This is a genomic window from Arthrobacter sp. Sr24 (genome assembly GCF_054511175.1).
On the sequence record NZ_JBTNDB010000010.1, the window covers coordinates 37,470 to 59,467 of the forward strand.

Genomic DNA, 21,998 nt, shown 5'->3' on the forward strand with positions numbered 1-21,998 from the left:
GACGGCGGCCAGCTGACACTACCGCCGGGGCCCCGTCATTGGGCAGGAACCAAGAATCCGTCACGCACCAAGTTACGGACTTCGATGGCGAGAGATACAGCAAACTCTGGGTCGTCCCTCTCCAAGAGGACCGCTAACGCGCCGATGATCTGCCCGGCGGTCAAATCGCCGTCGCACGCAGAAACAAAGCCTGCCAACTCGGTGCTCAACAGGTTCGTGCGGCGCAGCCCAGCGCCTTGGCGTAACAAGATCACGCCGGGATGTTCGGCGCCGGGGCTCTGGTGGCGTTCTTCGGTGACGTCCGAGGCAACCAGCAAGTACTCGAAGGTGAGGTCCACATGGTGTTTGAGCCAGAGCCCCCTGTCAATAGTGTTGGCCAGATGCGGTCCCACTGGCTGTTCAATCGGGTACAGGATCTCTTCGAAGCGCGGCGCGTCGGCCACCTCGCCCGCTGCGGGGCGGCGCAGGAAGATGTAACCGAAGCCGATTCCGGCTACGTTCCGTGAGGCAAAGTCCAGCAAATACTCCTCATACGCGTTGGCGTAGGCTTCGGAATCCCGGCCCTGCGAGGCGTCCTGGAGCCAGGTTTCGGCGTAACCGCCAGGAGATACCTGTTCGCGCTGAATGAACCACGCCTCAATGTCCGCATCCAGCCACTGAGCGGGACGCGCATGCCACTGCTCTACTGCGCCAGCGTTGTCTGGATTTGTACTATCTGTTGCTGCTTCTGTCTCTACTTCGGCGTCTGTTTCAGAACGGGTGATTTCCCAGTTCCCGAGCATTTGCGCCGTCCCGCCCGGGTTCAGTACATCCGGCAACCCGCGGACCAGCGATTCCACAATGGCATCGCCCGCCATGCCGCCGTCACGGTAAGTGAACTGGTCACTGCTCTGTTCGCCGCGGTGCCTAGGAGTGATGACGAAGGGCGGATTGGAGACCACTAGATCGAAGCGCTCCCCCGCAACCGGCTCGAGGAGGCTGCCTAGACGGAGCGAGACTCGGGCATCCGGGTTAGCCGGGTCAAAATCGTTGGACTCCAGGTTCAGCGCCGCGGCGTTAAGCACCAGGTTGAACCGTGTGAAGGCCAGTGCGCGTTCGGAAATGTCAGTCGCCACCACACGGTCGGCATGGTGCAACAGATGAAAAAGTTGAATGCCGCAGCCGGTCCCAAGGTCCAGCGCTGTGCGGACCGGGCGACGAATGGTGCCTTGGGCCAGAGTCAACGAAGCTTGGCCAATGCCCAGCACATGATCTTTACGAAGCACGCCGGGGCGTTGGTGGGCGCCGAGGTCACTGGCAACCCACAAGTTCGTATCGTCGCCGCCCTCATCAGCTGCGGGCCAGCCGTAGGGACGGAGGTCGACGGCCGCGCGCGCCATGCCTGGCTGTTCTGCCGCTTCGATAATGCCCAGTTCCACAAGTGCATCGATGCCAGTGCTGGGCAACGCCGCGGCCAGTGTCTCCTCGGGGACCTGATGCGAGAGCAGCCACAGTTTCACCACGGTGGCCAGCGGATCAGTGTTGGTCCGCAGCAGCAGTGCGGCAGGAACCGTCTGATCCCGATCCAGAGCACGGTTGGCATCGTCGCCTAGGAGCTCCGCCACGCCGTCGACCGTGTAGTTGATGGCAATCAGGTCAGCGGCCAGAGTGGCAAGAAGGCCGGGGTTGTCGCTGCGTGGGGCATCCGGAACAGTGGCGAAATCAGTCATGCCTCAAGCCTAACGAGTCAGCGGAAGTATCCTGACGCCACCCCGGTTTAGGGCGAGCTGGAGGCTATGGTGCGAACGGCGTCGTACCTGTGTTTTAGTCCGTGCAGCCCTGCGGGCATTTCAGAGTTGCCGGGTCGCTGGCGCAGTCGGCGCAGTACAGGTTCAGGTTGCGGCAGCTGGGGTTGGAGCAGTTTTCAAATTTGTTGCTGGGGTTATTGCAACGGATGCAGTGGCCAATTTCGGCGGCCTCGTCACTGAATTCCATGTGCATGCGCTTGTCGAACACGTACAGGGAGCCCTCCCAGAGGCCTTTATCTTTGAAGGTTTCGCCGTAGCGGACAATCCCACCGTCCATCTGGTAGACCTCTTTAAATCCGCGGTTGACCATGAGGGAACTGAGGACTTCGCAGCGAATGCCGCCGGTGCAGTAGGTGACGATGGGTTTGTCTTTGAGGTCGTCGTATTTGCCTGAGTCCAGTTCCTTGATGAAGTCGTGGGTGGTGTCGACATCAGGGACGATCGCGTTCTTGAATTTTCCGATCTGCGCTTCGAAGGCGTTACGGCCGTCAAAGAACACCACTTCTTCGCCGTTGGATTCTTTCTTGGCAACCAGTTCGTGGAGTTCTTCGGGTTTGAGGTGTGTGCCGCCTCCCACCACACCATTCTCATCAACTTTGAGTTCACCGGGGGCGCCAAAGCTGACGATTTCATCCCTGGCCTTGACGCTCAGGCGGGGAAAATCATCACCTGTGCCATCGGACCATTTGATGTCCATGTTTTTGAACCCGGGGTATTCGCGGGTGGTCTTCAGATACTGTTTCAGATCCTTGATGTCACCGCCGACGGTGGCATTGATGCCATCTTTGGAGATGAGGATGCGCCCCTTCAAACTGAGCTTTTCGCACAGGGCACGCTGCCAGAGCTTGATCGCTTCCGGGTCGCTGAGGGGGGTAAATCCGTAAAAGAGCACAATTTTGTTCATCGACACGATTAAAAGCCTACTTTGTGCCACCAAACCGCGGCATATGAGCTTCCCCACTGACCCGCTGACATAAGCTGGGTGGCATGATGGTTGCTTCCACAGGGCTAGCTGGCCAGACAGCTGCATGGTTCGCCGGTTGGACTGCGCTACGAAGCTATGCCAGTCGCTCCGGACCGGGGTTTCTCGCTGCGTTACGCCTCGATCGCAACGGTGGGTGGGAGTATTTCACCACCAATCCCACACCCTCCTCGTTTGCTGACTTGGCACAGGAGGTGAACTCCTCACCACGGCGTGCCTTGTGTGTTCTGGGCCCCGACGTTCACCGCTATGTGAAAATGGCACACCAATCAGGGATGGGCATGCTGTCCACCTCAGAACAGCTCATGCTCTGCCACATGGAAACTCAAGACAATCAGGATCCTTTCCTAGGTGATCCCGAACTGTCTTTGCTCGTCGAGCCTATGGGCGGGCGGCACAGCGCCTCGGTCTGCGATGCCAGGTTCTCCGTATCGATCGTCCGCGAGCAAACTGTGCTGGCTACCGGAAAAGTGGCGATCTACGGTGAATATGCCATCTTTGACCAAATCGAAACTCACGCCCAACACCGCCGGCGAGGCTACGGACTGCTGCTGATGAAAGCCCTCACAGCCAGAGCCCAGGCCTATCCGGTCACCACCGGGTTGCTGCTAGCCAGCACCGATGGACAGCGGCTGTACTTCAAACTAGGTTGGCGCAGTATCAGTCCCGTCACCGTCTTGGTGCCCAAAGCACGCATTGAAGAGCTGGCACGGGGACTCTGATCACCGCCTCCGATTGACTGTGTCAGGACAGATTGCGCTAGGACTCAGCGGGCCAACAGGAACAGGCCGGCAACAGGAAACTGCGGGCACGCTGCAGTGGCACAATGATGAGGTGTCCACCAATAATTCCCTGATTCAGCTACTCGGCGGGGGAAACGCCCCTGCCCAGCTGCAGCATGTCCGGAGAATTCCGGCGCGTCAGGCTGTACACCAACCGTGGCCAGAGTGGGTTCACCCGGACATTGTCAGGGCTTACTCTCTGTTAGGTGTTGACCAGCCATGGCGACACCAAGTGGAGGGTGCCACTGCCGCGCACGACGGCCAGCACACCATCATTGCCACAGGGACCGCCTCGGGAAAATCACTGGCATACCAGTTGCCCGCCCTCGACGCGATTCATCGCGCAGGTCTACGCTTGGCGGAGAATCCCGGTCTCCTAGAGGTCGACGGCGCCGTAACCCTCTACCTCTCCCCCACGAAGGCACTGGCTGCTGACCAGCTCGCCACCCTGAACTCGCTCAATCTACCCACCTTGCGGGCAGCAACGTACGACGGCGACACAGCGCCCGCGGATCGGCGTTGGATCCGTGATCACAGTAACTTCATCCTGTGCAATCCGGACATGCTGCATTTTGGTGTGCTGCCTAACCACACCTGGTGGGCGCGCTTTTTCAAACGGCTCAAGTACGTCATCATCGACGAAGCCCACAGCTACCGCGGAGTTTTCGGTTCTCACGTGGCCGTTTTGCTGCGTCGATTGAAGCGGATCTGCGCCCATTATGGGTCAGATCCGGTTTTTATCGGTGCCTCAGCCACCTCGGCAGATCCCAGTAGCTCGTTCGCCCGACTGATTGGGGGCCCTGTCACCACGGTCACCGAAGACTGTTCACCTCACGGCTCCACCACTGTGGCCTTGTGGGAGCCTGAACTGACGGAGTTCGCCGGTGAAAACGGCGCAAAGACACGCCGCACCGCCATAGCCGAAACGTCCGACTTGCTGGCCAATCTGGTGTCCGCTCGTGTGCGCACCATCGCCTTCATCAAGTCCCGCCGCGGCGCTGAGACCATTTCCTCAGTGACCAAGCGACTCCTGCAGGATGTTGATGCCAGCCTTCCCTCTCGTGTGGCTGCCTACCGCTCCGGCTATCTTCCGGAGGAACGTCGGGAATTAGAAAAAGCCCTCCGCGCTGGCGATCTACTGGGCGTCTCCAGCACCTCAGCATTGGAACTCGGGATCGATATTTCCGGGCTCGATGCGGTCCTAGTCGCCGGCTGGCCGGGCACCAAAGCCTCCTTTTTCCAACAAATTGGACGTGCCGGGCGTGCCGGGCAGGACGCCCTGGCCGCGTTTGTGGCTAGCGATGATCCGCTGGACACGTTTTTGGTCCACCATCCGGAAGCCATCTTTGACAGCGCGCTCGAAGCCACAGTGTTCGACCCGTCCAACCCCTACGTCTTGGGCCCGCATCTATGCGCGGCAGCTGCCGAGTTGCCCATCACCCTTCAGGACTTGAGCATTTTTGATGCCAGCACCCCGGCGTTACTTGATCAGCTGGTGACCCAAGGCTATTTGCGACGACGCCCTGCCGGCTGGTTTTGGACGCACCCGCAAAGTGCAGCAGCCATGGTCAACCTCAGGGAGGACGGAGGCGGCCCCATCAACATCATTGAAGCTGATACGGGTGCTTTGCTGGGAACAATGGGCTCACCCCAATCTCATTACCAAGCCCACACCGGAGCTGTCTATGTCCACCAAGGCACCAGCTACGTGGTGCTGGAACTCAATGAAGCCGATCACTGCGCCCTTGTTCGCCGCGGCACCCCAGACTTTTATACGACGGCCCGTGACGTCACCCAAATTGAGGTCGTGGAATCGCTTAAGCACGAACTGTGGGGGCCAGTAGAAATGCACTTCGGTGCGGTTCAGGTTCGCACTCAGGTTGTTTCTTTCCAGCGCAAGGCGCTCATGTCCAATGAGGTCTTGGGTGAGGAGCCCTTGGAGCTGGAGGCCCGTGACCTGTTTACTAAGGCTGTGTGGTTCACGCTGGACAATGAGACGCTGTTGGCAGGAGGCCTAGTGGAACCGCAATTTCCTGGGGCCCTCCACGCAGCCGAACACGCAGCCATCGGTTTGCTGCCCTTGGTCGCTTCCAGCGACCGGTGGGATGTTGGCGGCGTTTCCACGGCCATTCACGCCGACACCGGCCAGCCCACCATTTTTGTCTATGATGGTCATCCCGGTGGAGCAGGTTTTGCTGAGCGAGGTTTCGACATGGCCCGCGTCTGGTTGCGCGCCACGAAGGAAGCTATCGAGGCGTGCGAATGTCCGTCAGGCTGCCCGTCATGCATTCAATCGCCCAAATGTGGCAACAAGAATAATCCTCTGGATAAGCGTGGAGCCGTGCAGCTGTTAGAGACGCTTTTGACGCACGCACCGGGCTAATTTCACTGTTCAATTATCAAAGAGCATGTGCGCCGTCACGCAGTTTAGTTCTCCGTTATGGCCCAGGTTGATTGCTTCCGGGCGGCACCGAATCTGCCGGCGGTCCGGCCCTAGCTTGGCCGTACGCTGGCCACGGCAGCGTGGTTCTGACAGCCACTTTTAGTTGCACCGATTTGCTCCCCGCCAGCTCAGTACAGGCCACGAGTGTTGCGGAATTGGCAGCGGCCACCTCTGCCGCAATGTGGCAAGGTGAACCCTCTCTCAGCCCCCTGAAGGCATCTGCGGCTGCGAGCGCAGCAAGATCTGCAGCGGTGGCTGCCTTCCCTGCCGCGACTGCGGCCGTTGCCAAACCCACCACAAGCATCATCAGGACCAGCATGGACAAGGCGAGACCTGCCGCCAACACGGTCCCGGCCCCGCGGTCATTGACGCTCATGACCGTTCTTTTCCCCGCTCATTGCCACAGCGTCGCACTGCCCGTTAGCCACAGAGCATTGGGCTGTCCGGACCCAACGCCACAGGGAAGTTTTGCGGATGGGCTGGCGATCCTCGGCTGTAGCGGTGTTGCCGGCAGGAAGGATCTTCCTCTCCTGCGGTTGCGATGGGCGCAACCGCGACGATTCGAGTTTTGCCGTTGCCTTGGCAGTTTGAGTCCACGGCACCAGACCAGACAAGGCTCCTCCGGACCGGCCTTGAACGGTGACCGTGCCGTACCCTCCGGAACTGCCAACACTGGTTGAAACGTTGTCTCCTGCCACGCGGGAAACGATTGCCGTGATTTGCCCGTGGGAGTCTCCACGAGCCATGGCCCGGGCACCTGCTCTGGCGCCCTCTTCGAGACGCAGCTGCAGCATGCCGGTGGAGACGCCGAGAAGCAGCAGTGCCAACAGCACCGTGACAGCAGGCAGGACCACCGCGAATTCAGCGGTCACGGACCCTCGAATTCGCTGTGGTGAGGGTCCGCCGGTCAATAGCGGCACACTCTGCTCCCGTTGTAGGCCCATAATGTGGCCCCTCCCCTGCTGTTCTGGTTGTGTCTGTAAAGACTGATCCATGTCACGTTGCCGGTGGTGGCCTGCCTCGACCAGTAAGGCTCTTGCACTACATGCTCAAAGCAGCCCGGATGATGTTCATGAGGAAGCCACGGACTTCATCGCTTTTGAGGATGACCACCAACAGGCCAGCGAATCCGACGGCAGCTAGAGTGGCTATGGCATATTCTGCAGTGGCCATACCGGCTTCAACTCCTGTCCACGGACGCCATCGCCAGTTCCGCCCGGAACGGAACTGCCGGTTCACCACCGGAGCAGTCTTGGTGGCGCCTGGAAATATCTCGGCTACGTTCTCTAATGCGAGGTTTTCCTCCGCACCGATTGTCATAGTAGGTACAGCACCATTGCTGCTCATCGTGACTCCTCATAGGTAGGGATGATCTTGGCAGCGGCCGATTTGCCCTGCCCAGCCCGTTGCCTCCGCTGCCGAAACTGTCGGGGCCAAAGGGACAAGCTGTTGCATCAACCTTTCACCCGTCTCAATCCCGGCGAAAGCCCGCAAAGGCGTTTCGTGGGCGGGTGAGACCCTAGCCAGGGCTGTGGATTAATCAAAATTAATGAAAGAGGTATGGTTCAGCAGATTCAACCGGCCACCCAGGGCAGGAACCGACGCAGAAGCAGGGGTGGGCGCAGCCGCATGGACGCAGGCCGGTGCCGCTGCAGGAGCGAGTGCAGCTTAGAAGCTCGTTAGAAGGCCGGGACCATGGCGATGACGACAGGAACAATTCCCAAGGCGACAAATGCGGGTAAGGAGCAAAGCCCCAGTGGCAGGACCAGCTTCACACCGAGCGCCGCCGCCCGCTTTTCCGCCTGGCGCCCGCCAGCCTTCCGAAGATGGGCTGCTTCGGCGTAGAGCAGAGGAGCCGCACCCGCTCCCGTTAGGGCGCCAAAGCTCAAGGCTGCATGAAGCTGGGCCAGTTCACTGTTGCCTGTGTTTCCCTCCCAGGCGTCATGCCAAGAAATCCCGATTTCTAACGCAGCTGCCACCCTCAGTAGTGCCTCGCGGATACCACTGCCAGAGACCGCGGCCACCACATGCAACCCGTTTTGAATGGTAAGCCCAGATTCCAGCGTAGTTCCGAGCAGATCCAGCAGCAGTGGCACCTTCACTACACCGGAGTAACTTTTTCCAACGGGGCCCCTCAGCTCTGGCCTAGATACGTCCCCATCTTCGTAGATTCCACCGCCACTCCGTGCTGCCGCCGTGGCCTTAAGAGGCTTTGCCGCTAGGCCAATACCCCAAGACAGCGAAAGGACAAGCATGGCGGCCCCTGCAAGGATGAAGACCATGCCTGCTCCCATGGTTATCGCCTTGTTTTCTCAGTGGCCACGTTTACTGGCCCCCTAATCCCGTGTGCTCGCCGGCTAGGGCGGCCAGCGGGCCCTGCAGCCTGAGCAATCAAGGCTGACGACCACATCCTGCCAACCACAGTGAAAGCAATCCCAGCGGCCAGCACGGTCCACCCCGCGGGCGATCCGAACAGAATAGCCAGTGGATCCACCCCCATGGCCATGCCCAGACCCAGCCCAACAAACGGCAGCCAGCCCAGCAGGCGTACCGTGGCTCGAGGACCTGCCAAGGCCGTTTCACGCAAGGCAGCTGCATCAAAGTCGGCTTCCATGGTGGTCGCCAGTCTGTTCAACACTGCCCCTACTGGCGCACCACTGGCTTCGCAGACTTCAAGGCACGCAGCAATTTCCAACCACATCTGGCGTTGCCCAGCACTCAAACTTGGGACTCGCCGCCGGTCTTTTGAAGTATCCGGGGCACAGGCGTTGCGGATAGCCGCCGCGCTGGATAATCCCAAAACGTTGGCACGTTGCACCACCAGTAACAGGGTGACCGTCGCGGTATTCCCCGCTTCCTCGGCCGCATTCTTTCCGGCCGCCAACCATCGGCGTCCCGTCCCGGCGTTGTGCGGCTCAGCCGCAACTACATGGGCCAACACGCCCCAAAGCTCAGGTCCTGTCCGGCCGGCAGCCAGCAGCGCAGCCAACTGACGGACCAAACGCGGAAGTGCCTCCGCTTCCGTTTCCTTCCGACTATTTGATGTTGCACCCCGAGGCGGCAAGGGCTCTCGCTTAGGTGTGCGCCGAACTGCCGTCATGCCGGTAAAGAGCAGCCAGACCGCCAGCGCAGCTGCCCCGAAGAAGAGCACTGTTCCAGTCATTTCGCCCCCACTTCCGGAACAACACCGATCCTTGGATTAGACAGCGAATCAGCCAATACTCCAAATAAGCTCTGCCCACTATGGCCCTCTGGAAGATTGTCAGCCCCGAGTCCCAACCTGTCAGCAAGCTCCGACCAAGCTGGACCGCGAAGCAACCTAGCAGCGGCTCCTTCACGAGCATCTTCGGGGACGGCCGCCGCCAGCGAAACAGCAGGGACCACTTCCAACTTGCCGTGCCGCAATTCCACCATGGCAATCTCAGACACCACCCGGCGTCCGTGGTGGCGTTCAATATGGATCACGGCATCGAGGGCGCTGGCACCCTGCAAGAACACAGCTTCTTGACTCATTCCTGCGAGCGCGCCCAAAGCTGCCAGCCGTGCAGGGACATCGTGGGCCCCGTTGGCGTGAATGGTTCCGCCACCTCCACTGTGACCGGTGTTCAGTGCCATGAGCAGCTCGCGAACTTCCCGCCCTCGACACTCCCCAACGATGAGCCTTCCGGGGTTCATCCGCAGAGCTTGACGAACCAGTTCTGCCAAGTCCACAGCACCGGCACCTTCCGAGTTTTCATGCCGGGCTTCCAACGTCACAACATGCGGGTGCGGCGGCTCGAGTTCTGCGGCGTCCTCGATGAGAACCAGGCGCTCGGATGGATCGCACGTCCCTAAAAGCGCTGACAGCAAGGTCGTTTTCCCAGCCCCCGTGGCACCGCTGATAAGAAAGTTCAGGCGCCTCCCCATCACCTTCATGAGGAGCTCGGCCATCGTCTGAGGCAGCGCCCCGGATGCCACCATGTGAGCTAGGGTCAGTGGGTCCTTCTTCTGGGTTCGAATGGACAACAACGTTCCGGCAGAAGAGATGGGCGACAGCACCGCATGTACGCGATAACCTCCGGAAATTTTGACGTCAACGCAGGGACTACTGTCATCGAGCCGTCGACCACCGCTGGCGATGAGCCGCACAGCCAAAGCGCGCAGCTGCCCTTCATGGCTGAACGTCACCCCCACCCGCTCCGGACCAGCACCCCGATCTATCCACACCGAATCGGGGGCGTTCACAAAGATGTCTGTCACGGCGGGATCGGCGGCAAGACCTTGCAGCGGTCCCAGACCGTTGAGTTCCGCCGTGATGCGGTCCATGGCGACCAACGACCCAGCAGCACCTAGCAAGCGCCCACTCTCACGCACCGCGCTTGCCACCTGAAGGTCGGTGACCGGTCCAGCCTGCGCCAGCACCGCCCGGCGGACCGTATCCAACAGCTCGGTGTCCAAGTGCTCAGCATCTAACAAGCTGAGATTGGGCCGTGCACCCGCCTCCGCCCCCGGTGCAGGGTACTCCGCGCCACCGGCATCCGAGCCCTTGATCTCGTCAGCTGCCCCTTGCCCAGACCACGTGGCAGAAGAATGTTTTCCCCGTGCACCCCGCGGCGTCATGACATGTCCCCAGATCTGATTCGCTGCGGCACCAGAGTGTCCCCTGCCATCCATTCAAGAACGCCAGCTAACAGCGGACGCACACGCCGCCTTCGCAGTAGCTCCGGAAAGCGCTGGGCCGCCAAAGCCGGCTCCAAACCGCGCAGCTTGGGTAGCTCCCCCACCAAGGGAAGCCCGGCAGCCGTTGCGACCAATTCAGCATCGATCCCCTCCCCTACAGGGCCACGAACGACGGCGGCAACCGGCAAGGTTGGCAACGCCTCTCCCAGCCGCACTGCTGCCGCCACGGCACGCAACCGGCCCGGGACAACCACCACCACACCGTTGCAATGGGAGCCGAAGGTTTCTAGGGCCTCCGGGGTCCTCCCCAGATCTACCACCACCAGGCCGTAGGCGCCTTGGGCCGCGCGCATAACTTCCGTGACGGCGTCGTGCGTTTGGGGTTGCCCGTATGTCGATTGCTCAGACCGCCCCGGCTGCATCACTTGAAATCCGGCGGGAGATTCTCTTACCCTTTCAGCCACCATGCTCCGCCCACCGACGCCTTCTTCTTCAGTGGCTCGCCCCGCTTCCCACGACAGCAGCGCCAAGGGGCCCACTTGAGGCAAGGCCGCTGCCAACTGCCCAGGATTGATAGATCCGGATACCCGAAGCAATTCCGGCCAGTGCAATCCGGGCACACCTTGCGTGCTCAGCATGGTTCCTAGGCCCCCACCCCACCGGTCCCCGTCCACCAGCAAGGTCCGCGTCCCCCTCGCCGCGGCCTCTGCTGCCACCAACAAGGACAAGGTTGAGGCACCGGCTCCACCACACCCGCCCACTACACCCAAAACCCCGGCACGTGACGCCGGGTTTTGCAGGCAGGCCAGATAATCGGCGAGCCAGTGGGCCGAATCGGGTAAAACAGCCACCCGATCGGCTTCCAAACGCGCAGCCTGTTGCCACATTCGGGCCGCATCAGCCGCAAAACCCACCACAATCACGGGCCCACTCCACCCTGCCGTTGCTGCGCCCGGCGCCGCATCGACCAGCACCGCGGCAATCTCCCCCTGCGCACCGGCGTTTTGTTCAAGGTCTTCGCCAAAGACCAGTTCGACGGCGGCTGCCGCAGCAACGCGTCCCACTTCACCTTGCAACTGCGAAGATGTAGACAGCAGCAGAACGGTGGTGTCTCGGCGCGGTAGCCACGGCTTCTGCGCCGGGTCAAAAACATGGCTGGATGCCGGCCCTTGATGTCGTCTCATAGGCATACTCTGCGCGTACTGCGTCGTTTGGCACAGACCCTCCCCGGTAAAAGTGGACGACGTCCCGAGCAAGGCAGGCTGTGGAGGAATTAATACCCCAGCCAGTGGAGAATGGAAGCTATGTACGCATTGCTGGCTGTGAGTCCCCACGATTCTGCCGTTGCCCTCCAGCTCAGGCACGACGACGGCACAGCTGCAGCACCCGTCCAAACACTCTCACGCACCGCTTTAGCAGCCGCCGTTGTCGCGCTGGAGCAAACCCACCGCCCTCGTTGGGTCTGGGACCGGGCCACCCATTGGTACCCGGAACTCCTTGGTGCCAATGTGCGTTTGGAACGATGCCACGATCTGGCACTGTGCCAAAACATCCTGCTGCACTCTGAATTTACTGCGGCCACAGGCTACTCCGAGCAAGCCACGGCAGTCCCTCCGGAAAATGAGGCTCCACGGCAAAGCGCTTTCGTGCCGGGTAATACAGCCGGCCAGGACAGCTTATTTGATGCTCCTCCAGTCGGGACTGGCAGCAGGAACTGGGACTTGGCAGCGGTCGCGAGGGAACTTGGCGCCCAAAAATCTGCCATTCATTCCTCCACACACCCCGCCAGGCTCACACTCTTGCTCAGTGCAGAATCTGCAGGTGCGCTGGTCGCTGCGGAGATGCATCATGAAGGTATCCCTTGGAGGGAAGATCTGCACAGGAGGCTGCTTCATGATGTACTCGGCCCGGAACCCGTTGGCTACGCTCGCCCAGAAAAGCTGGAAGCTCTGGCCGGAGTCCTGCGGACCGCCCTAAACGCACCATCCTTGAATCCAGACTCGCCGCAGGATCTGATGCGCGCCCTGCACCGGGCTGGGATAGAAGCAAAGTCGACCCGAAGCTGGGAACTGCAAGAGTTTAAGCACCCGGCCATCGAACCGCTGCTCGTCTACCGGAAGCTCAGTCGGCTCTTCACCACCAACGGCTGGAACTGGCTGCAACAGTGGGTCCACGACGGCCGCTTCCATTCCGAATATGTGGTGGGCGGTGTGGTCTCTGGGCGCTGGGCTTCGCGAGGAGGTGGCGCCATGCAGATCCCAGCGCAGATCAGGGGCGCCGCAGTGGCCGATCCCGGATACACCTTCCTCGTGGCCGATGCGGCCCAATTGGAACCCCGCGTGCTGGCGGCCCTGTCCCAGGACAGTGCCATGGCAGCTGCGGGCCGGGACTCGGCCGGCCACAACAAAGACCTCTACGCAGGCATCGCCGCCCAAGGCTTTGGCGGCGATCGCAGCATGGCCAAGATTGCTTTGTTGGGTGCCATCTACGGTGCCACCACGGGCGAATCTGGCCGGTTGGTCCCACAGCTGGCGCGGATGTATCCGCGTGCCCTTGACTTTGTTGAGCAGGCTGCCCGGGCCGGTGAGCGCGGCGAGAAGGTCACCACCCATCTGGGCCGCAGCACACCACCCACCTCCTCCGATTGGCAGGCAGGCCAGCAAAGTTCTTCGGCTCAGGAACAGCGCCGTGCCGAGTCCGCAGCCCGCTCCCGCGGCCGGTTCACGAGAAACTTTGTGGTTCAGGGAACCGCCGCAGAGTGGGCAAGTTGCTGGTTGGCTGAATTGCGACGCCGGCTCCACACTCTCGCGAGTAGCTCAGCTGCCGCTGGGGGCAGCACCACTTCAGGCGGTCCTGCGCTGGTGGCATTCCTGCACGACGAAGTGGTTGTGCACTGTCCCGTGGAATTAGTGGATGATGTCAGAGTGATTCTTCATGACTCCTCGCAGGCCGCCACTGACCTGCTCTTTGGCCCGATACCGTTGTCATTTCCAGTAAATGTCACTGTGGTCCAGTGCTACGCCGACGCGAAATAGCCAACGTTTCTGATCAACAGAGGCAATCAAATCGGCGCTGGGATTTCCCGTTTTTCATTCCATGGCACTGACCAGCCAAGCTCATGGAAGACATAGTTCAAGATCCCGGCGGTGAATCCCCAAAGCACCACATCGTTGACTTTAAAGGCCGGTCCGCGGTAGGTAAATCCCTCACGTTCCAACACTGCGGTGAAGCGATTGACCGGATCCAACAAGTCTCGAACCGGTACGCGGAATACCTGAGCCGATTCACCGTAGTCAACAACATCCACAGCTGTTTGCCGCGCCCACCAGCCAATTACCGGCGTAACCATGAAGTTGCTAACAGATAAGTAAACCTCTGGAAGCACTCCTAAAACTTCCACACCGGCGGGGTCAAGGCCCGTTTCTTCCTCAGCCTCGCGCAAGGCGGCCGCAGTGACGGATTCATCCTCAGGGTCCACGCCTCCGCCGGGGAAAGCTACCTGACCGGGGTGATCATTTAGGGTAGCTGCACGTTCCACCAGCAGTACATCGAGATCTGCCGAGACCAAGGGGTTTTCTGAGGCGGCCAAAATATCGTCTAAGGCACCAAAGAGCATCAACACTGCGGCGGGACGAGTTCCTGTGGCGTCCATGGGTATGTTCCACAGGGAGGTGTTGCCCAGTGTTTCGGTATCCGGCAGCGCTGCAGTGGCCGCAGCCTTTCCGGCCAGCTTGGCTAAATCTGAGTGGGCACTCACTGTTTGATCTTCTCGTTCTGGGGTGTGGCCGCGGCGACGGATTTGCTCCGGGCCGCCAGTTGCGACTCTTGCCGGTACTGAGCGGCCTTATCCACATCGGCCAGCATGCGAGCCAACAGTTCTTCTTGTCCCGCAGCCAGCTCGTATTTGAGCAACTTGGCAGCCTTCACAGGATCTACTTCCCCGTCCCCGTAAGCAGGGCATAGGTGGGCGATGGGGCAAGCCCCGCATGCGGGTTTCCGGGCGTGGCAGATGCGTCGTCCGTGAAAAACTACCCGGTGGGACAGCATGGTCCAGTCCTTGCGCTCAAACATCGCAGCCACATCGGATTCGATCCGGACGGGGTCAGTGGACTCGGTCCAGCCGAATCTGCGCGCTAGGCGAATGAAGTGGGTGTCCACCGTGATTCCGGGAACACCAAACGCATTACCCAGGACAACATTCGCCGTTTTCCGCCCGACTCCCGGGAGCGTAATGAGAGCCTCCAGGGAGCCAGGAATCACGCCGTCGTACTCGTCGACAATGCGCGTGGCTAAAGCCAAAAGATTAGCTGCCTTGGCCCGGAAAAAACCGGTGGACTTGATCAGTTCTTCAAGCTCCACGCTATGCGCCTGTGCCATCGCCAGCGGGGTGGGGAACCGGGCGAAGAGCTCAGGGGTTACTGCATTGACACGAATATCAGTGGTTTGCGCCGAGAGTACGGTGGCCACCAACAGCTCAAACGGATTGCGAAAATCAAGCTCGGCATGCGCGTACGGGTACAGCTCCGCCAGCTCGCGGTTGATTTTTCGTGCCCGCCGCTTGAGTCCAAGCGCTGTTTCCTTAGCCACCATCGTTGCGAGCTACTGGCTGTCGGAAGCCCGCTCGATACCGACCAAGTCGAGCAACACTCCGGTCTTGCCGTGGCTGTCCTGAACCAGGAAGCTGTTGCCACGATCTTCCAACGCCAGAATCCACGCGCCTGGAGCCAGCTTGAACGCGAATTGGCGCGTCTTTTCGTTAATCACGTTCTGCGGACGGTCAACGGCAAACCAGAAAGGTTCGGCCACTACTGGCTTCGCAACCGGGTTGACGGTAGCGGTGATGCTTTCGCGTGCAGCTGCCGGGGCGACAGGGCTCTCAGCAGCGGCTTCAGGCTTGACGGCTTCGGCCTTAGCCGCTTCAGTCTTGGCGGCCTCGGGGACCTGCGGGTTCAATGTGGTTGCAGCGGCGTCCTTGGACTTTCCGCTCTCACCGCGGGCAGCTTCGAGGTTGTCCGCGGAGGCCTGCCCGGAGGCGGCGGTGTGCGCGGCGGTGTTGGCGGCCGTAACACTTTGGTCTGCGAGAGGGTTCTGCGTGGAGCCATGTCCGGAGGTTGCAATGGCGGGGGTCGCCGAGCCGGAAGATGTAGCAGCGGATGCTGCGGGATTGGCTGCGGCCACAGCGCCTGCAGCGGCAGTCCCCGCGGCGCCACCAACAGCCTCTGCACCTGCACCTGCACCTGCAGAGTTTTCTTTGGCCGGGGTGAAAATCTGGCCAGCCGAGGTGTGAGTAGCTGCCGGGGCCGCGTTCCAACCGCCCTGCTGAGCACCAGCACCCGGCTGGCCTGCACCCTGCTGGCCGGGAACATACTGAGCAGGCACGCCCTGCGAGGGGGCACCCTGTCCCAACTGCTGGCCCCCACCCTGCTGGACCCCACCCTGCTGGCCAGCAGCAGTCTGGGCAACAACAGGTTTAGGTGCAGCCGGACGCTTGAGCGCAGGAACGGCGTCGCGCGCGGCAACATGAGCGGGAACGTCGGTGCGGCCGCTGAAGTCTGCCGCAAAAGCGGGGATCCACTGGGCACAGACTGTGGAAACCAGCAGGAGCAGGGCGCCGATCAGACCAATCAGGTACGCGATGCTGAAGTTGCTCACCGTTGCTGAGAAGAAGAAAAATGTTGCGAAGGAGGCCACCACTGAGGCGAACTGATCAACAGAGAGCGAGCCGATGCGGACCTTTGTGGCCGGGCTCATGCGCCGGGCCAAGAACAGCCCACCCACAACGAGGGGCAAGATCACCCCGATGCCAATGAAGAACAACCCAGCGGTATTCCACAGATTCGCGTTTCCGAGGACGGTCTTGATGATCGGCACCACGGAGGCTACGAAAATGATCGCTACTGAACCCAGTATTACTAGGTCCCGTAGGGTCAAAGGGCCCACGGCAGCTGTAGCAGCCGTTGAACCTTTTGCTGCGGTCTCGGTGGAGCCTGCTGACGCAGTTCCTGCTGCCGGACCAGCCCCAGTTCCCGCCGCTGTTCCCGTCGAAGGCCTACTTTGTTCATTCATGGTCTTGCTCCTCAAATGTCACGTTTGCTCCCAGCCTAGTTAACGGCCCGCGGCAACACTAGCGAGCCACGGTTCAAGTACAGCTCAAATACGCTGAAAATACGCCAAATTGGTGTGAAATGGGGCAGAATCACGGAGAACTACTCAGGGCCGCAGACCAAAAAATGCTGTTGAGCGCAGAAACCACCCCATTGGCCCCATCCAACTGTGACGGCGAACACTCCGGGCTGTGAGAAGCGATACAGTTAAAGAAGGAACGAAACGCTGTCCTTAGCAACCATCCATCGGGCATTTACTTCCTCAGCAGGAAGCGGCTTCATGCCGCCCAAACCTCAAAGTTTGAGTGAATTTTCGCTGGTCAGTCACTAAGCAGGAATGAAGGGATATTAGATGTCTGAGGTCACAACCGAAGCAAACGACCAGTCCGGAGACGCACTGGAGAACCTGCTCACCGAAAGCCGTCACTTCGCGCCGAGTGCGGACTTTGCCGCAAACGCGATTGTTCACGGAGACGAGTACGCGAAAGCTGAAAACGACCGGCCAGCCTTCTGGGGCGAGCAGGCCCGCGAGCTTCTGACCTGGTCCAAGCCCTTCACGAAGACCCTGGACTGGAGTAACCCTCCCTTCGCTACTTGGTTCGAGGACGGCGAAATCAACGCCTCCTACAACGCTTTGGACCGCCACGTCGAGGCCGGCAACGGCGACAGGGTGGCCATCCACTTCGAGGGTGAGCCCGGCGACACCCGCACCTACACGTATGCGCAGCTGACCGAAGAGGTCAAGAAGGCCGCCAACGCCTTCGAAAACTTGGGTCTCGTCAAGGGTGACCGCGTCGCTGTCTACCTGCCCATGATTCCCGAAGCCGTCATCACTCTGCTGGCTTGCGCCCGCATCGGCGCCATCCATTCTGTGGTATTCGGCGGCTTCTCCGCCGACGCTTTGCGCAGCCGCATTGACGATGCCGAAGCCAAACTAGTCATCACCTCCGATGGCACCTTCCGCCGCGGCAAGCCCAGCTCCTTGAAGCCTGCCGTTGACGAGGCCTTGAACACACCGGGCCATTCCGTGCAGCACGTAGTTGTGGTCAAGCGCAATGGCCAGGACGTCACCTGGGTCGAGGGCCGCGATATCTGGTGGGACGATTCCGTTGGCACGGCCTCCACCGAGCACACCGCCGTTGGCCACGCCGCCGAGCACCCGCTGTTTATCCTTTACACCTCCGGCACCACCGGCAAGCCTAAGGGCATTTTGCACACCACCGGCGGCTACCTCACCCAGACCGCGTACACGCACCGCGCCGTCTTTGATCTGCACCCGGAAACCGATGTTTTCTGGTGCACCGCCGACGTCGGCTGGATCACCGGCCATTCCTACGTCACCTACGCGCCGCTTATCAATGGTGCAACGCAGGTCATTTACGAGGGCACCCCCGATTCCCCGCATCAGGGCCGCTTCTGGGAGATCGTTGAGAAGTACAAGGTCTCGATCCTGTACACCGCGCCCACGGCGATCCGCACGTTCATGAAGTGGGGCGAGGACATCCCCAATAAGTACGATCTCTCCTCTATTCGCCTGCTTGGCTCAGTGGGCGAACCCATCAACCCGGAAGCCTGGATGTGGTACCGCCGCGTCATTGGCGGGAACAACGCACCCATCGTTGATACGTGGTGGCAGACAGAAACCGGCGCCATCATGGTGGCACCACTGCCCGGCGTCACCAACACCAAGCCAGGCTCGGCCCAGGTTCCCATGCCGGGCATCGCCGTTGATGTGGTGGACGAACTTGGCGCCTCTGTGCCTCACGGCCATGGCGGCTACCTCACCATTCGTGAGCCCTGGCCGTCCATGCTGCGCGGCATCTGGGGAGATAACGAGCGCTACAAAGATACTTACTGGTCTCGCTTCGATGACATGTATTTCGCCGGCGACGGCGCCAAGTGGGACGACGACGGCGACATCTGGCTACTGGGACGCGTGGACGACGTCATGAACGTTTCCGGCCATCGCCTCTCCACCACGGAAATTGAATCCGCGCTGGTCAGCCACCCTTCAGTCGCCGAGGCCGCCGTGGTTGGTGCTGCGGACGAGACCACCGGCCAGGCCGTCGTGGCGTTCGTCATCCTGCGCGGTTCTGCCGTGGAAGATGCTGACATTGTCACCACCCTGCGCAACCACGTGGGTAAGGAAATTGGCCCCATCGCCAAGCCCAAGACCATACTGGTGGTGCCCGAGTTGCCCAAGACTCGCTCGGGCAAGATCATGCGCCGTCTGCTCAAGGACGTTGCCGAAGGCCGTGCCGTGGGCGATGCCTCGACGCTGGCTGACAACACTGTCATGAACCAGATTGCAGAGTCCCTGAAGGCTTAACTGACCGAAGCAATGCCCGGGTCTCGATGGGCTCGACCACTGGTGGTCGAGCCCATCGAGACCCGGGCAGCCTCATTTAAGGGCATTATTAAGCCATGACTTCCTCCCACGCTACGGACCGCGGCACCTTGCTGATCCTCAACGGACCCAACCTCAACCTCTTGGGGACACGCGAACCTGCGATTTACGGCTCAAGTACCCTGGCCGACGTCGAACATCTCACCGAGGCGGCTGCCGAGTCCGCAGGATTCAGCACTACGTGCCTGCAGTCCAACCACGAGGGGGCGCTGCTGGATGCGATCCATGCCGCGCGAGGCACGGCTGTGGGCATCATCATCAACGCAGGCGCGTACACGCATACCTCGGTGGCTTTGCGGGACGCGATTTCCGGCGTCGAGCTTCCCACGGTGGAGGTACACATTTCTAACGTTCATCAGCGCGAGGAATTCCGTCACCATTCCTACCTCTCGGCAGTATGCAGTGCCGTCATCGTGGGCGCAGGCGTCCACGGCTACGAGCTGGCCGTGAACTACTTCGACAAGACACTCGCCTAGGACTCAGCGCTCTAGGACTCAGCGCTCTGGAACTCCGTTACCAGGCGTTACCCCACCTTGCAGGAACCTGCCCCCACCGGGCTGCTGAGGGCGGGGGCCGCTGCGATCACAGGCCCCGCTTCTTCCATGGTCAGCGCGAACCCAATGTTCTCGGTTGTGGTGGCCTTGGCGAAAACCACTCCCACCACGCGTCCGTCGCGGTCCAGGAGCGGGCCGCCGGAGTTCCCTGACTGTACATTTCCAGCCAGCTGGTAGACATCAAGAGCCGATTTCTCGCCACCGGTAATATCCGGAACCAGCATGGGCCCCGAGGACAGGACCGTTGCCGGGCGGACCTGCAAGGGACCGCCCAGAGGGTAACCGGCAAACGCTGCATCCGTGTTCCCGGGCAGGGTTCCGGCCGAGGGCAGCGGCGCGGCATTGAGGGAGTCGACGGCGAGCACAGCCAGGTCAGCGACGGGGTCGAAGTACACCACACGTGCAGGCAGGGCGCCCTGGGTCTGAGTCTGCACCATGGGCATCGAAACACCGGCCACGACGTGGGCATTGGTGACCACGCGTCCGGGAGAGACCACGAAGCCCGTGCCGGTCTGGTTTTGGCCACATTGGAAGGCTGTGCCGGAAATTTTCATGACAGATTCGGCTGCAGCGTTCCATGCTGAGGTGTTGGTGTCGGCGTTAGGTGCTGCCACCTCCACATTGGGCCCTGTGGGGTTGAGTAGGGCCGGGATGCCTTCCTGCAGCACCAGAGAACGTACTTGAGCCACGGCTGACTTCACCGGATTCGGCGTCCACGCCTCAATGCGGGAAATAACCTGCGATTTACCCAGCTGCTCAGACACCAGCGGGATACCCAAGTTGCCCACACCGAAGGCGAGGATGGAAATGACCAGCGCACCGACCGCCACGTTCATTGCCCCGCCCAGAAGGCGGTTCACGGCACGAATAGAATCGCTTCTGACGCCGCGCCCAATGGCGTTGCCGATCTTCAAGCCCAGCGCATGGCCCAGAGCAATCAACACAACTGTGGCGCCGATGACCATAGTTGTGCGCCAGCCCGGACTCGGTGCATATTGGCTAATAAAGGGGGCCGCAAAGAATGCGCCGAACGCTCCGGCAATAAAACCGGCAAGGCCGCCTAAGCTCGCCACCAGCCCTACTTTGAGCCCGTAAATCAGCTGCCACAGCAACCACAGAATTAGTAACGCATCAAGCCAGGAAAAACCAAACACGGTGTGGTGCGCTCCCATCATTGCCGCTCCGTCCAGCACCAGCACTGCGAGAGAGCGGCGTGAATGCGGAAGGTCGGTTTCGGACATGTGACATGCCCAAAGGAACATGTTACCGCCTTAGACACTGATTCTGCTGGGCCTCTAGCCTCTAGAGCCTGCCAATATGCTGACAATGAACGTCACCAATGCCAAATTGGTCACAAAATGGGAAAACATCTGAAAGAATCAATAACAGGTCATAACTTTTTTAGCTACTTAGCATTAGGAGATTTCATGGACATCGAGGTATTGCGCCGCGCACCACTTTTTGCCACGCTCGACGACGAGGCCTTCCGCCTTTTGACCGACGAACTGGCAGAGGTTGATCTTTCTCGCGGAGCTTCAGTGTTCCGCGAAGGCGATCAGGGCGACCAGCTCTACTTCATCGTTTCCGGCAAAGTGAAGTTGGGGCGCACCTCTTCTGACGGCCGCGAGTCACTCGTTGCCATCCTCGGCCCGGGCGAGCTCTTTGGTGAAATGGCACTCTTTGATCCGGCCCCCCGCAGCACCACGGCCACCGCAGTCTCCGAGACTCGCCTGGCCGGCTTGAAGAACGAATCCCTCAACGCTTTGCTGCGCAACCGTCCCGAGGTATCCATGCAGTTGCTGCAGGCCTTGGCTCGCCGCCTGCGCCGCACCAACGACAACCTCTCCGATCTGGTCTTCTCGGACGTCCCCGGCCGCGTGGCCAAGGCCATCCTTGACCTGGCAGATCGTTTTGGCCGTCCGGCAACTGACGGCATCCTCGTAGCTCACGAGCTCACGCAGGAGGAACTGGCCCAGCTGGTAGGCGCTTCACGCGAAACCGTCAACAAAGCCTTGGCCGAGTTCGTCCAGCGCGGCTGGCTCCGCCTGGAAGCCCGCGCCGTAGTCATCCTGGATGTCAACCGCCTGCGCCAGCGTTCACGCTAACCGCACCACACTAAGACGTACGACGCCGGCCATGTCACCTTATGGTGACCGGACCGGCGTCGCACTTTAAGTCGAAAACCACCCCAACGCTATCGCATCAATGGTCAGTTTCTGACGGACGCTCTCCCACTCATTGGCCTCTCACGAGCCGCATGCTGCGATAGCGTCGGCAAAA

The 21,998-nt window shown here is 60.7% G+C and carries 19 protein-coding genes; 6 read left to right on the forward strand and 13 right to left on the reverse strand.

Annotation, left to right across the window (positions count from 1 at the left end; genetic code table 11):
- Positions 1–35 precede the first annotated feature (35 nt).
- Positions 36–1,709 (reverse strand): DUF7059 domain-containing protein, encoded by a 1,674-nt coding sequence (locus tag ACX80D_RS08805; protein WP_459322279.1) that lies wholly within the window; start codon positions 1,707–1,709, stop codon positions 36–38.
- Between the two features lie 94 nt (positions 1,710–1,803).
- Positions 1,804–2,697 (reverse strand): oxygen-dependent tRNA uridine(34) hydroxylase TrhO, encoded by an 894-nt coding sequence (trhO, locus tag ACX80D_RS08810; protein WP_459322280.1) that lies wholly within the window; start codon positions 2,695–2,697, stop codon positions 1,804–1,806.
- 77 nt (positions 2,698–2,774) lie between these two features.
- On the opposite strand from trhO, the gene ACX80D_RS08815 reads away from it, so the two are divergent.
- A complete protein-coding gene (locus ACX80D_RS08815; protein ID WP_459322281.1) occupies positions 2,775–3,491 on the forward strand; it encodes a GNAT family N-acetyltransferase in 717 nt (238 codons plus the stop codon).
- Between the two features lie 112 nt (positions 3,492–3,603).
- Complete coding sequence (locus ACX80D_RS08820; protein ID WP_459322282.1) at positions 3,604–5,934, forward strand: DEAD/DEAH box helicase; 2,331 nt, start codon at positions 3,604–3,606, stop codon at positions 5,932–5,934.
- 55 nt (positions 5,935–5,989) lie between these two features.
- Here the strand turns inward: ACX80D_RS08820 and ACX80D_RS08825 are convergent, their stop codons facing one another.
- The 7 genes from ACX80D_RS08825 to ACX80D_RS08855 form a co-directional block, all read right to left on the reverse strand.
- Positions 5,990–6,370, reverse strand: coding sequence for an Rv3654c family TadE-like protein (locus ACX80D_RS08825; RefSeq protein WP_459322283.1), 381 nt, complete (start codon positions 6,368–6,370; stop codon positions 5,990–5,992).
- A complete protein-coding gene (locus tag ACX80D_RS08830) occupies positions 6,357–6,938 on the reverse strand; it encodes a TadE family type IV pilus minor pilin (protein ID WP_459322284.1) in 582 nt (193 codons plus the stop codon). Before ACX80D_RS08830 ends, ACX80D_RS08825 begins: the two co-directional genes overlap by 14 nt.
- Before the next feature lie 97 nt (positions 6,939–7,035).
- Positions 7,036–7,314 (reverse strand): DUF4244 domain-containing protein, encoded by a 279-nt coding sequence (locus ACX80D_RS08835; RefSeq protein WP_459322336.1) that lies wholly within the window; start codon positions 7,312–7,314, stop codon positions 7,036–7,038.
- Between the two features lie 359 nt (positions 7,315–7,673).
- A complete protein-coding gene (locus ACX80D_RS08840) occupies positions 7,674–8,288 on the reverse strand; it encodes a type II secretion system F family protein (RefSeq protein WP_459322285.1) in 615 nt (204 codons plus the stop codon).
- A 2-nt stretch (positions 8,289–8,290) separates the two neighbouring features.
- Entirely contained in the window at positions 8,291–9,157 is an 867-nt protein-coding gene (locus ACX80D_RS08845) for a type II secretion system F family protein (protein ID WP_459322286.1), read from the reverse strand.
- Positions 9,154–10,593: a TadA family conjugal transfer-associated ATPase gene (locus ACX80D_RS08850; RefSeq protein ID WP_459322287.1), complete on the reverse strand. Its 1,440-nt coding sequence runs from the start codon at positions 10,591–10,593 to the stop codon at positions 9,154–9,156. Before ACX80D_RS08850 ends, ACX80D_RS08845 begins: the two co-directional genes overlap by 4 nt.
- A complete protein-coding gene (locus ACX80D_RS08855) occupies positions 10,590–11,837 on the reverse strand; it encodes a hypothetical protein (protein WP_459322288.1) in 1,248 nt (415 codons plus the stop codon). Before ACX80D_RS08855 ends, ACX80D_RS08850 begins: the two co-directional genes overlap by 4 nt.
- 120 nt (positions 11,838–11,957) lie before the next feature.
- On the opposite strand from ACX80D_RS08855, the gene ACX80D_RS08860 reads away from it, so the two are divergent.
- Complete coding sequence (locus tag ACX80D_RS08860; protein ID WP_459322289.1) at positions 11,958–13,688, forward strand: bifunctional 3'-5' exonuclease/DNA polymerase; 1,731 nt, start codon at positions 11,958–11,960, stop codon at positions 13,686–13,688.
- 26 nt (positions 13,689–13,714) lie between these two features.
- Here ACX80D_RS08860 and ACX80D_RS08865 read toward each other — a convergent pair whose 3' ends face one another.
- Genes ACX80D_RS08865 through ACX80D_RS08875 form a run of 3 tightly spaced genes read right to left on the reverse strand, consistent with a single transcriptional unit; the run spans position 13,715 to position 16,719 of the window.
- The gene (locus ACX80D_RS08865) at positions 13,715–14,410 is read right to left on the reverse strand and encodes an NUDIX hydrolase (protein ID WP_459322290.1); all 696 of its coding nucleotides are present in this window, start codon (positions 14,408–14,410) and stop codon (positions 13,715–13,717) included.
- Positions 14,407–15,243 (reverse strand): endonuclease III, encoded by an 837-nt coding sequence (gene nth, locus ACX80D_RS08870; RefSeq protein ID WP_459322291.1) that lies wholly within the window; start codon positions 15,241–15,243, stop codon positions 14,407–14,409. Before nth ends, ACX80D_RS08865 begins: the two co-directional genes overlap by 4 nt.
- Positions 15,244–15,252: 9 nt before the next feature.
- Entirely contained in the window at positions 15,253–16,719 is a 1,467-nt protein-coding gene (locus ACX80D_RS08875) for a hypothetical protein (protein ID WP_459322292.1), read from the reverse strand.
- A 390-nt stretch (positions 16,720–17,109) separates the two neighbouring features.
- On the opposite strand from ACX80D_RS08875, the gene acs reads away from it, so the two are divergent.
- Together acs and aroQ are read left to right on the forward strand one after the other, a co-directional pair.
- Positions 17,110–19,086, forward strand: coding sequence for an acetate--CoA ligase (gene acs, locus ACX80D_RS08880; RefSeq protein ID WP_459322293.1), 1,977 nt, complete (start codon positions 17,110–17,112; stop codon positions 19,084–19,086).
- Between the two features lie 95 nt (positions 19,087–19,181).
- Complete coding sequence (gene aroQ, locus ACX80D_RS08885; RefSeq protein ID WP_459322294.1) at positions 19,182–19,640, forward strand: type II 3-dehydroquinate dehydratase; 459 nt, start codon at positions 19,182–19,184, stop codon at positions 19,638–19,640.
- A gap of 47 nt (positions 19,641–19,687) precedes the next feature.
- Here the strand turns inward: aroQ and ACX80D_RS08890 are convergent, their stop codons facing one another.
- Positions 19,688–20,872, reverse strand: a complete 1,185-nt coding sequence (locus ACX80D_RS08890) for a MarP family serine protease (RefSeq protein WP_459322337.1) — start codon at positions 20,870–20,872, stop codon at positions 19,688–19,690.
- Between the two features lie 273 nt (positions 20,873–21,145).
- Between ACX80D_RS08890 and ACX80D_RS08895 the strand changes: the two genes are divergently transcribed.
- Positions 21,146–21,823, forward strand: a complete 678-nt coding sequence (locus ACX80D_RS08895; protein WP_038465875.1) for a Crp/Fnr family transcriptional regulator — start codon at positions 21,146–21,148, stop codon at positions 21,821–21,823.
- Positions 21,824–21,998 lie beyond the last annotated feature (175 nt).

What these genes read in the sequence shown, in the direction of transcription:
- ACX80D_RS08805 (WP_459322279.1), bottom strand. Translation starts at nt 1,709, where the DNA reads ATGACTGATTTCGCCACTGTTCCGGATGCCCCACGCAGCGACAACCCC.
- ACX80D_RS08815 (WP_459322281.1), top strand. Translation starts at nt 2,775, where the DNA reads ATGATGGTTGCTTCCACAGGGCTAGCTGGCCAGACAGCTGCATGGTTC.
- ACX80D_RS08825 (WP_459322283.1), bottom strand. Translation starts at nt 6,370, where the DNA reads ATGAGCGTCAATGACCGCGGGGCCGGGACCGTGTTGGCGGCAGGTCTC.
- ACX80D_RS08830 (WP_459322284.1), bottom strand. Translation starts at nt 6,938, where the DNA reads ATGGGCCTACAACGGGAGCAGAGTGTGCCGCTATTGACCGGCGGACCC.
- ACX80D_RS08835 (WP_459322336.1), bottom strand. Translation starts at nt 7,314, where the DNA reads ATGACAATCGGTGCGGAGGAAAACCTCGCATTAGAGAACGTAGCCGAG.
- ACX80D_RS08840 (WP_459322285.1), bottom strand. Translation starts at nt 8,288, where the DNA reads ATGGGAGCAGGCATGGTCTTCATCCTTGCAGGGGCCGCCATGCTTGTC.
- ACX80D_RS08845 (WP_459322286.1), bottom strand. Translation starts at nt 9,157, where the DNA reads ATGACTGGAACAGTGCTCTTCTTCGGGGCAGCTGCGCTGGCGGTCTGG.
- ACX80D_RS08850 (WP_459322287.1), bottom strand. Translation starts at nt 10,593, where the DNA reads ATGACGCCGCGGGGTGCACGGGGAAAACATTCTTCTGCCACGTGGTCT.
- ACX80D_RS08855 (WP_459322288.1), bottom strand. Translation starts at nt 11,837, where the DNA reads ATGAGACGACATCAAGGGCCGGCATCCAGCCATGTTTTTGACCCGGCG.
- ACX80D_RS08860 (WP_459322289.1), top strand. Translation starts at nt 11,958, where the DNA reads ATGTACGCATTGCTGGCTGTGAGTCCCCACGATTCTGCCGTTGCCCTC.
- nth (WP_459322291.1), bottom strand. Translation starts at nt 15,243, where the DNA reads ATGGTGGCTAAGGAAACAGCGCTTGGACTCAAGCGGCGGGCACGAAAA.
- ACX80D_RS08875 (WP_459322292.1), bottom strand. Translation starts at nt 16,719, where the DNA reads ATGAATGAACAAAGTAGGCCTTCGACGGGAACAGCGGCGGGAACTGGG.
- acs (WP_459322293.1), top strand. Translation starts at nt 17,110, where the DNA reads ATGTCTGAGGTCACAACCGAAGCAAACGACCAGTCCGGAGACGCACTG.
- aroQ (WP_459322294.1), top strand. Translation starts at nt 19,182, where the DNA reads ATGACTTCCTCCCACGCTACGGACCGCGGCACCTTGCTGATCCTCAAC.
- ACX80D_RS08895 (WP_038465875.1), top strand. Translation starts at nt 21,146, where the DNA reads ATGGACATCGAGGTATTGCGCCGCGCACCACTTTTTGCCACGCTCGAC.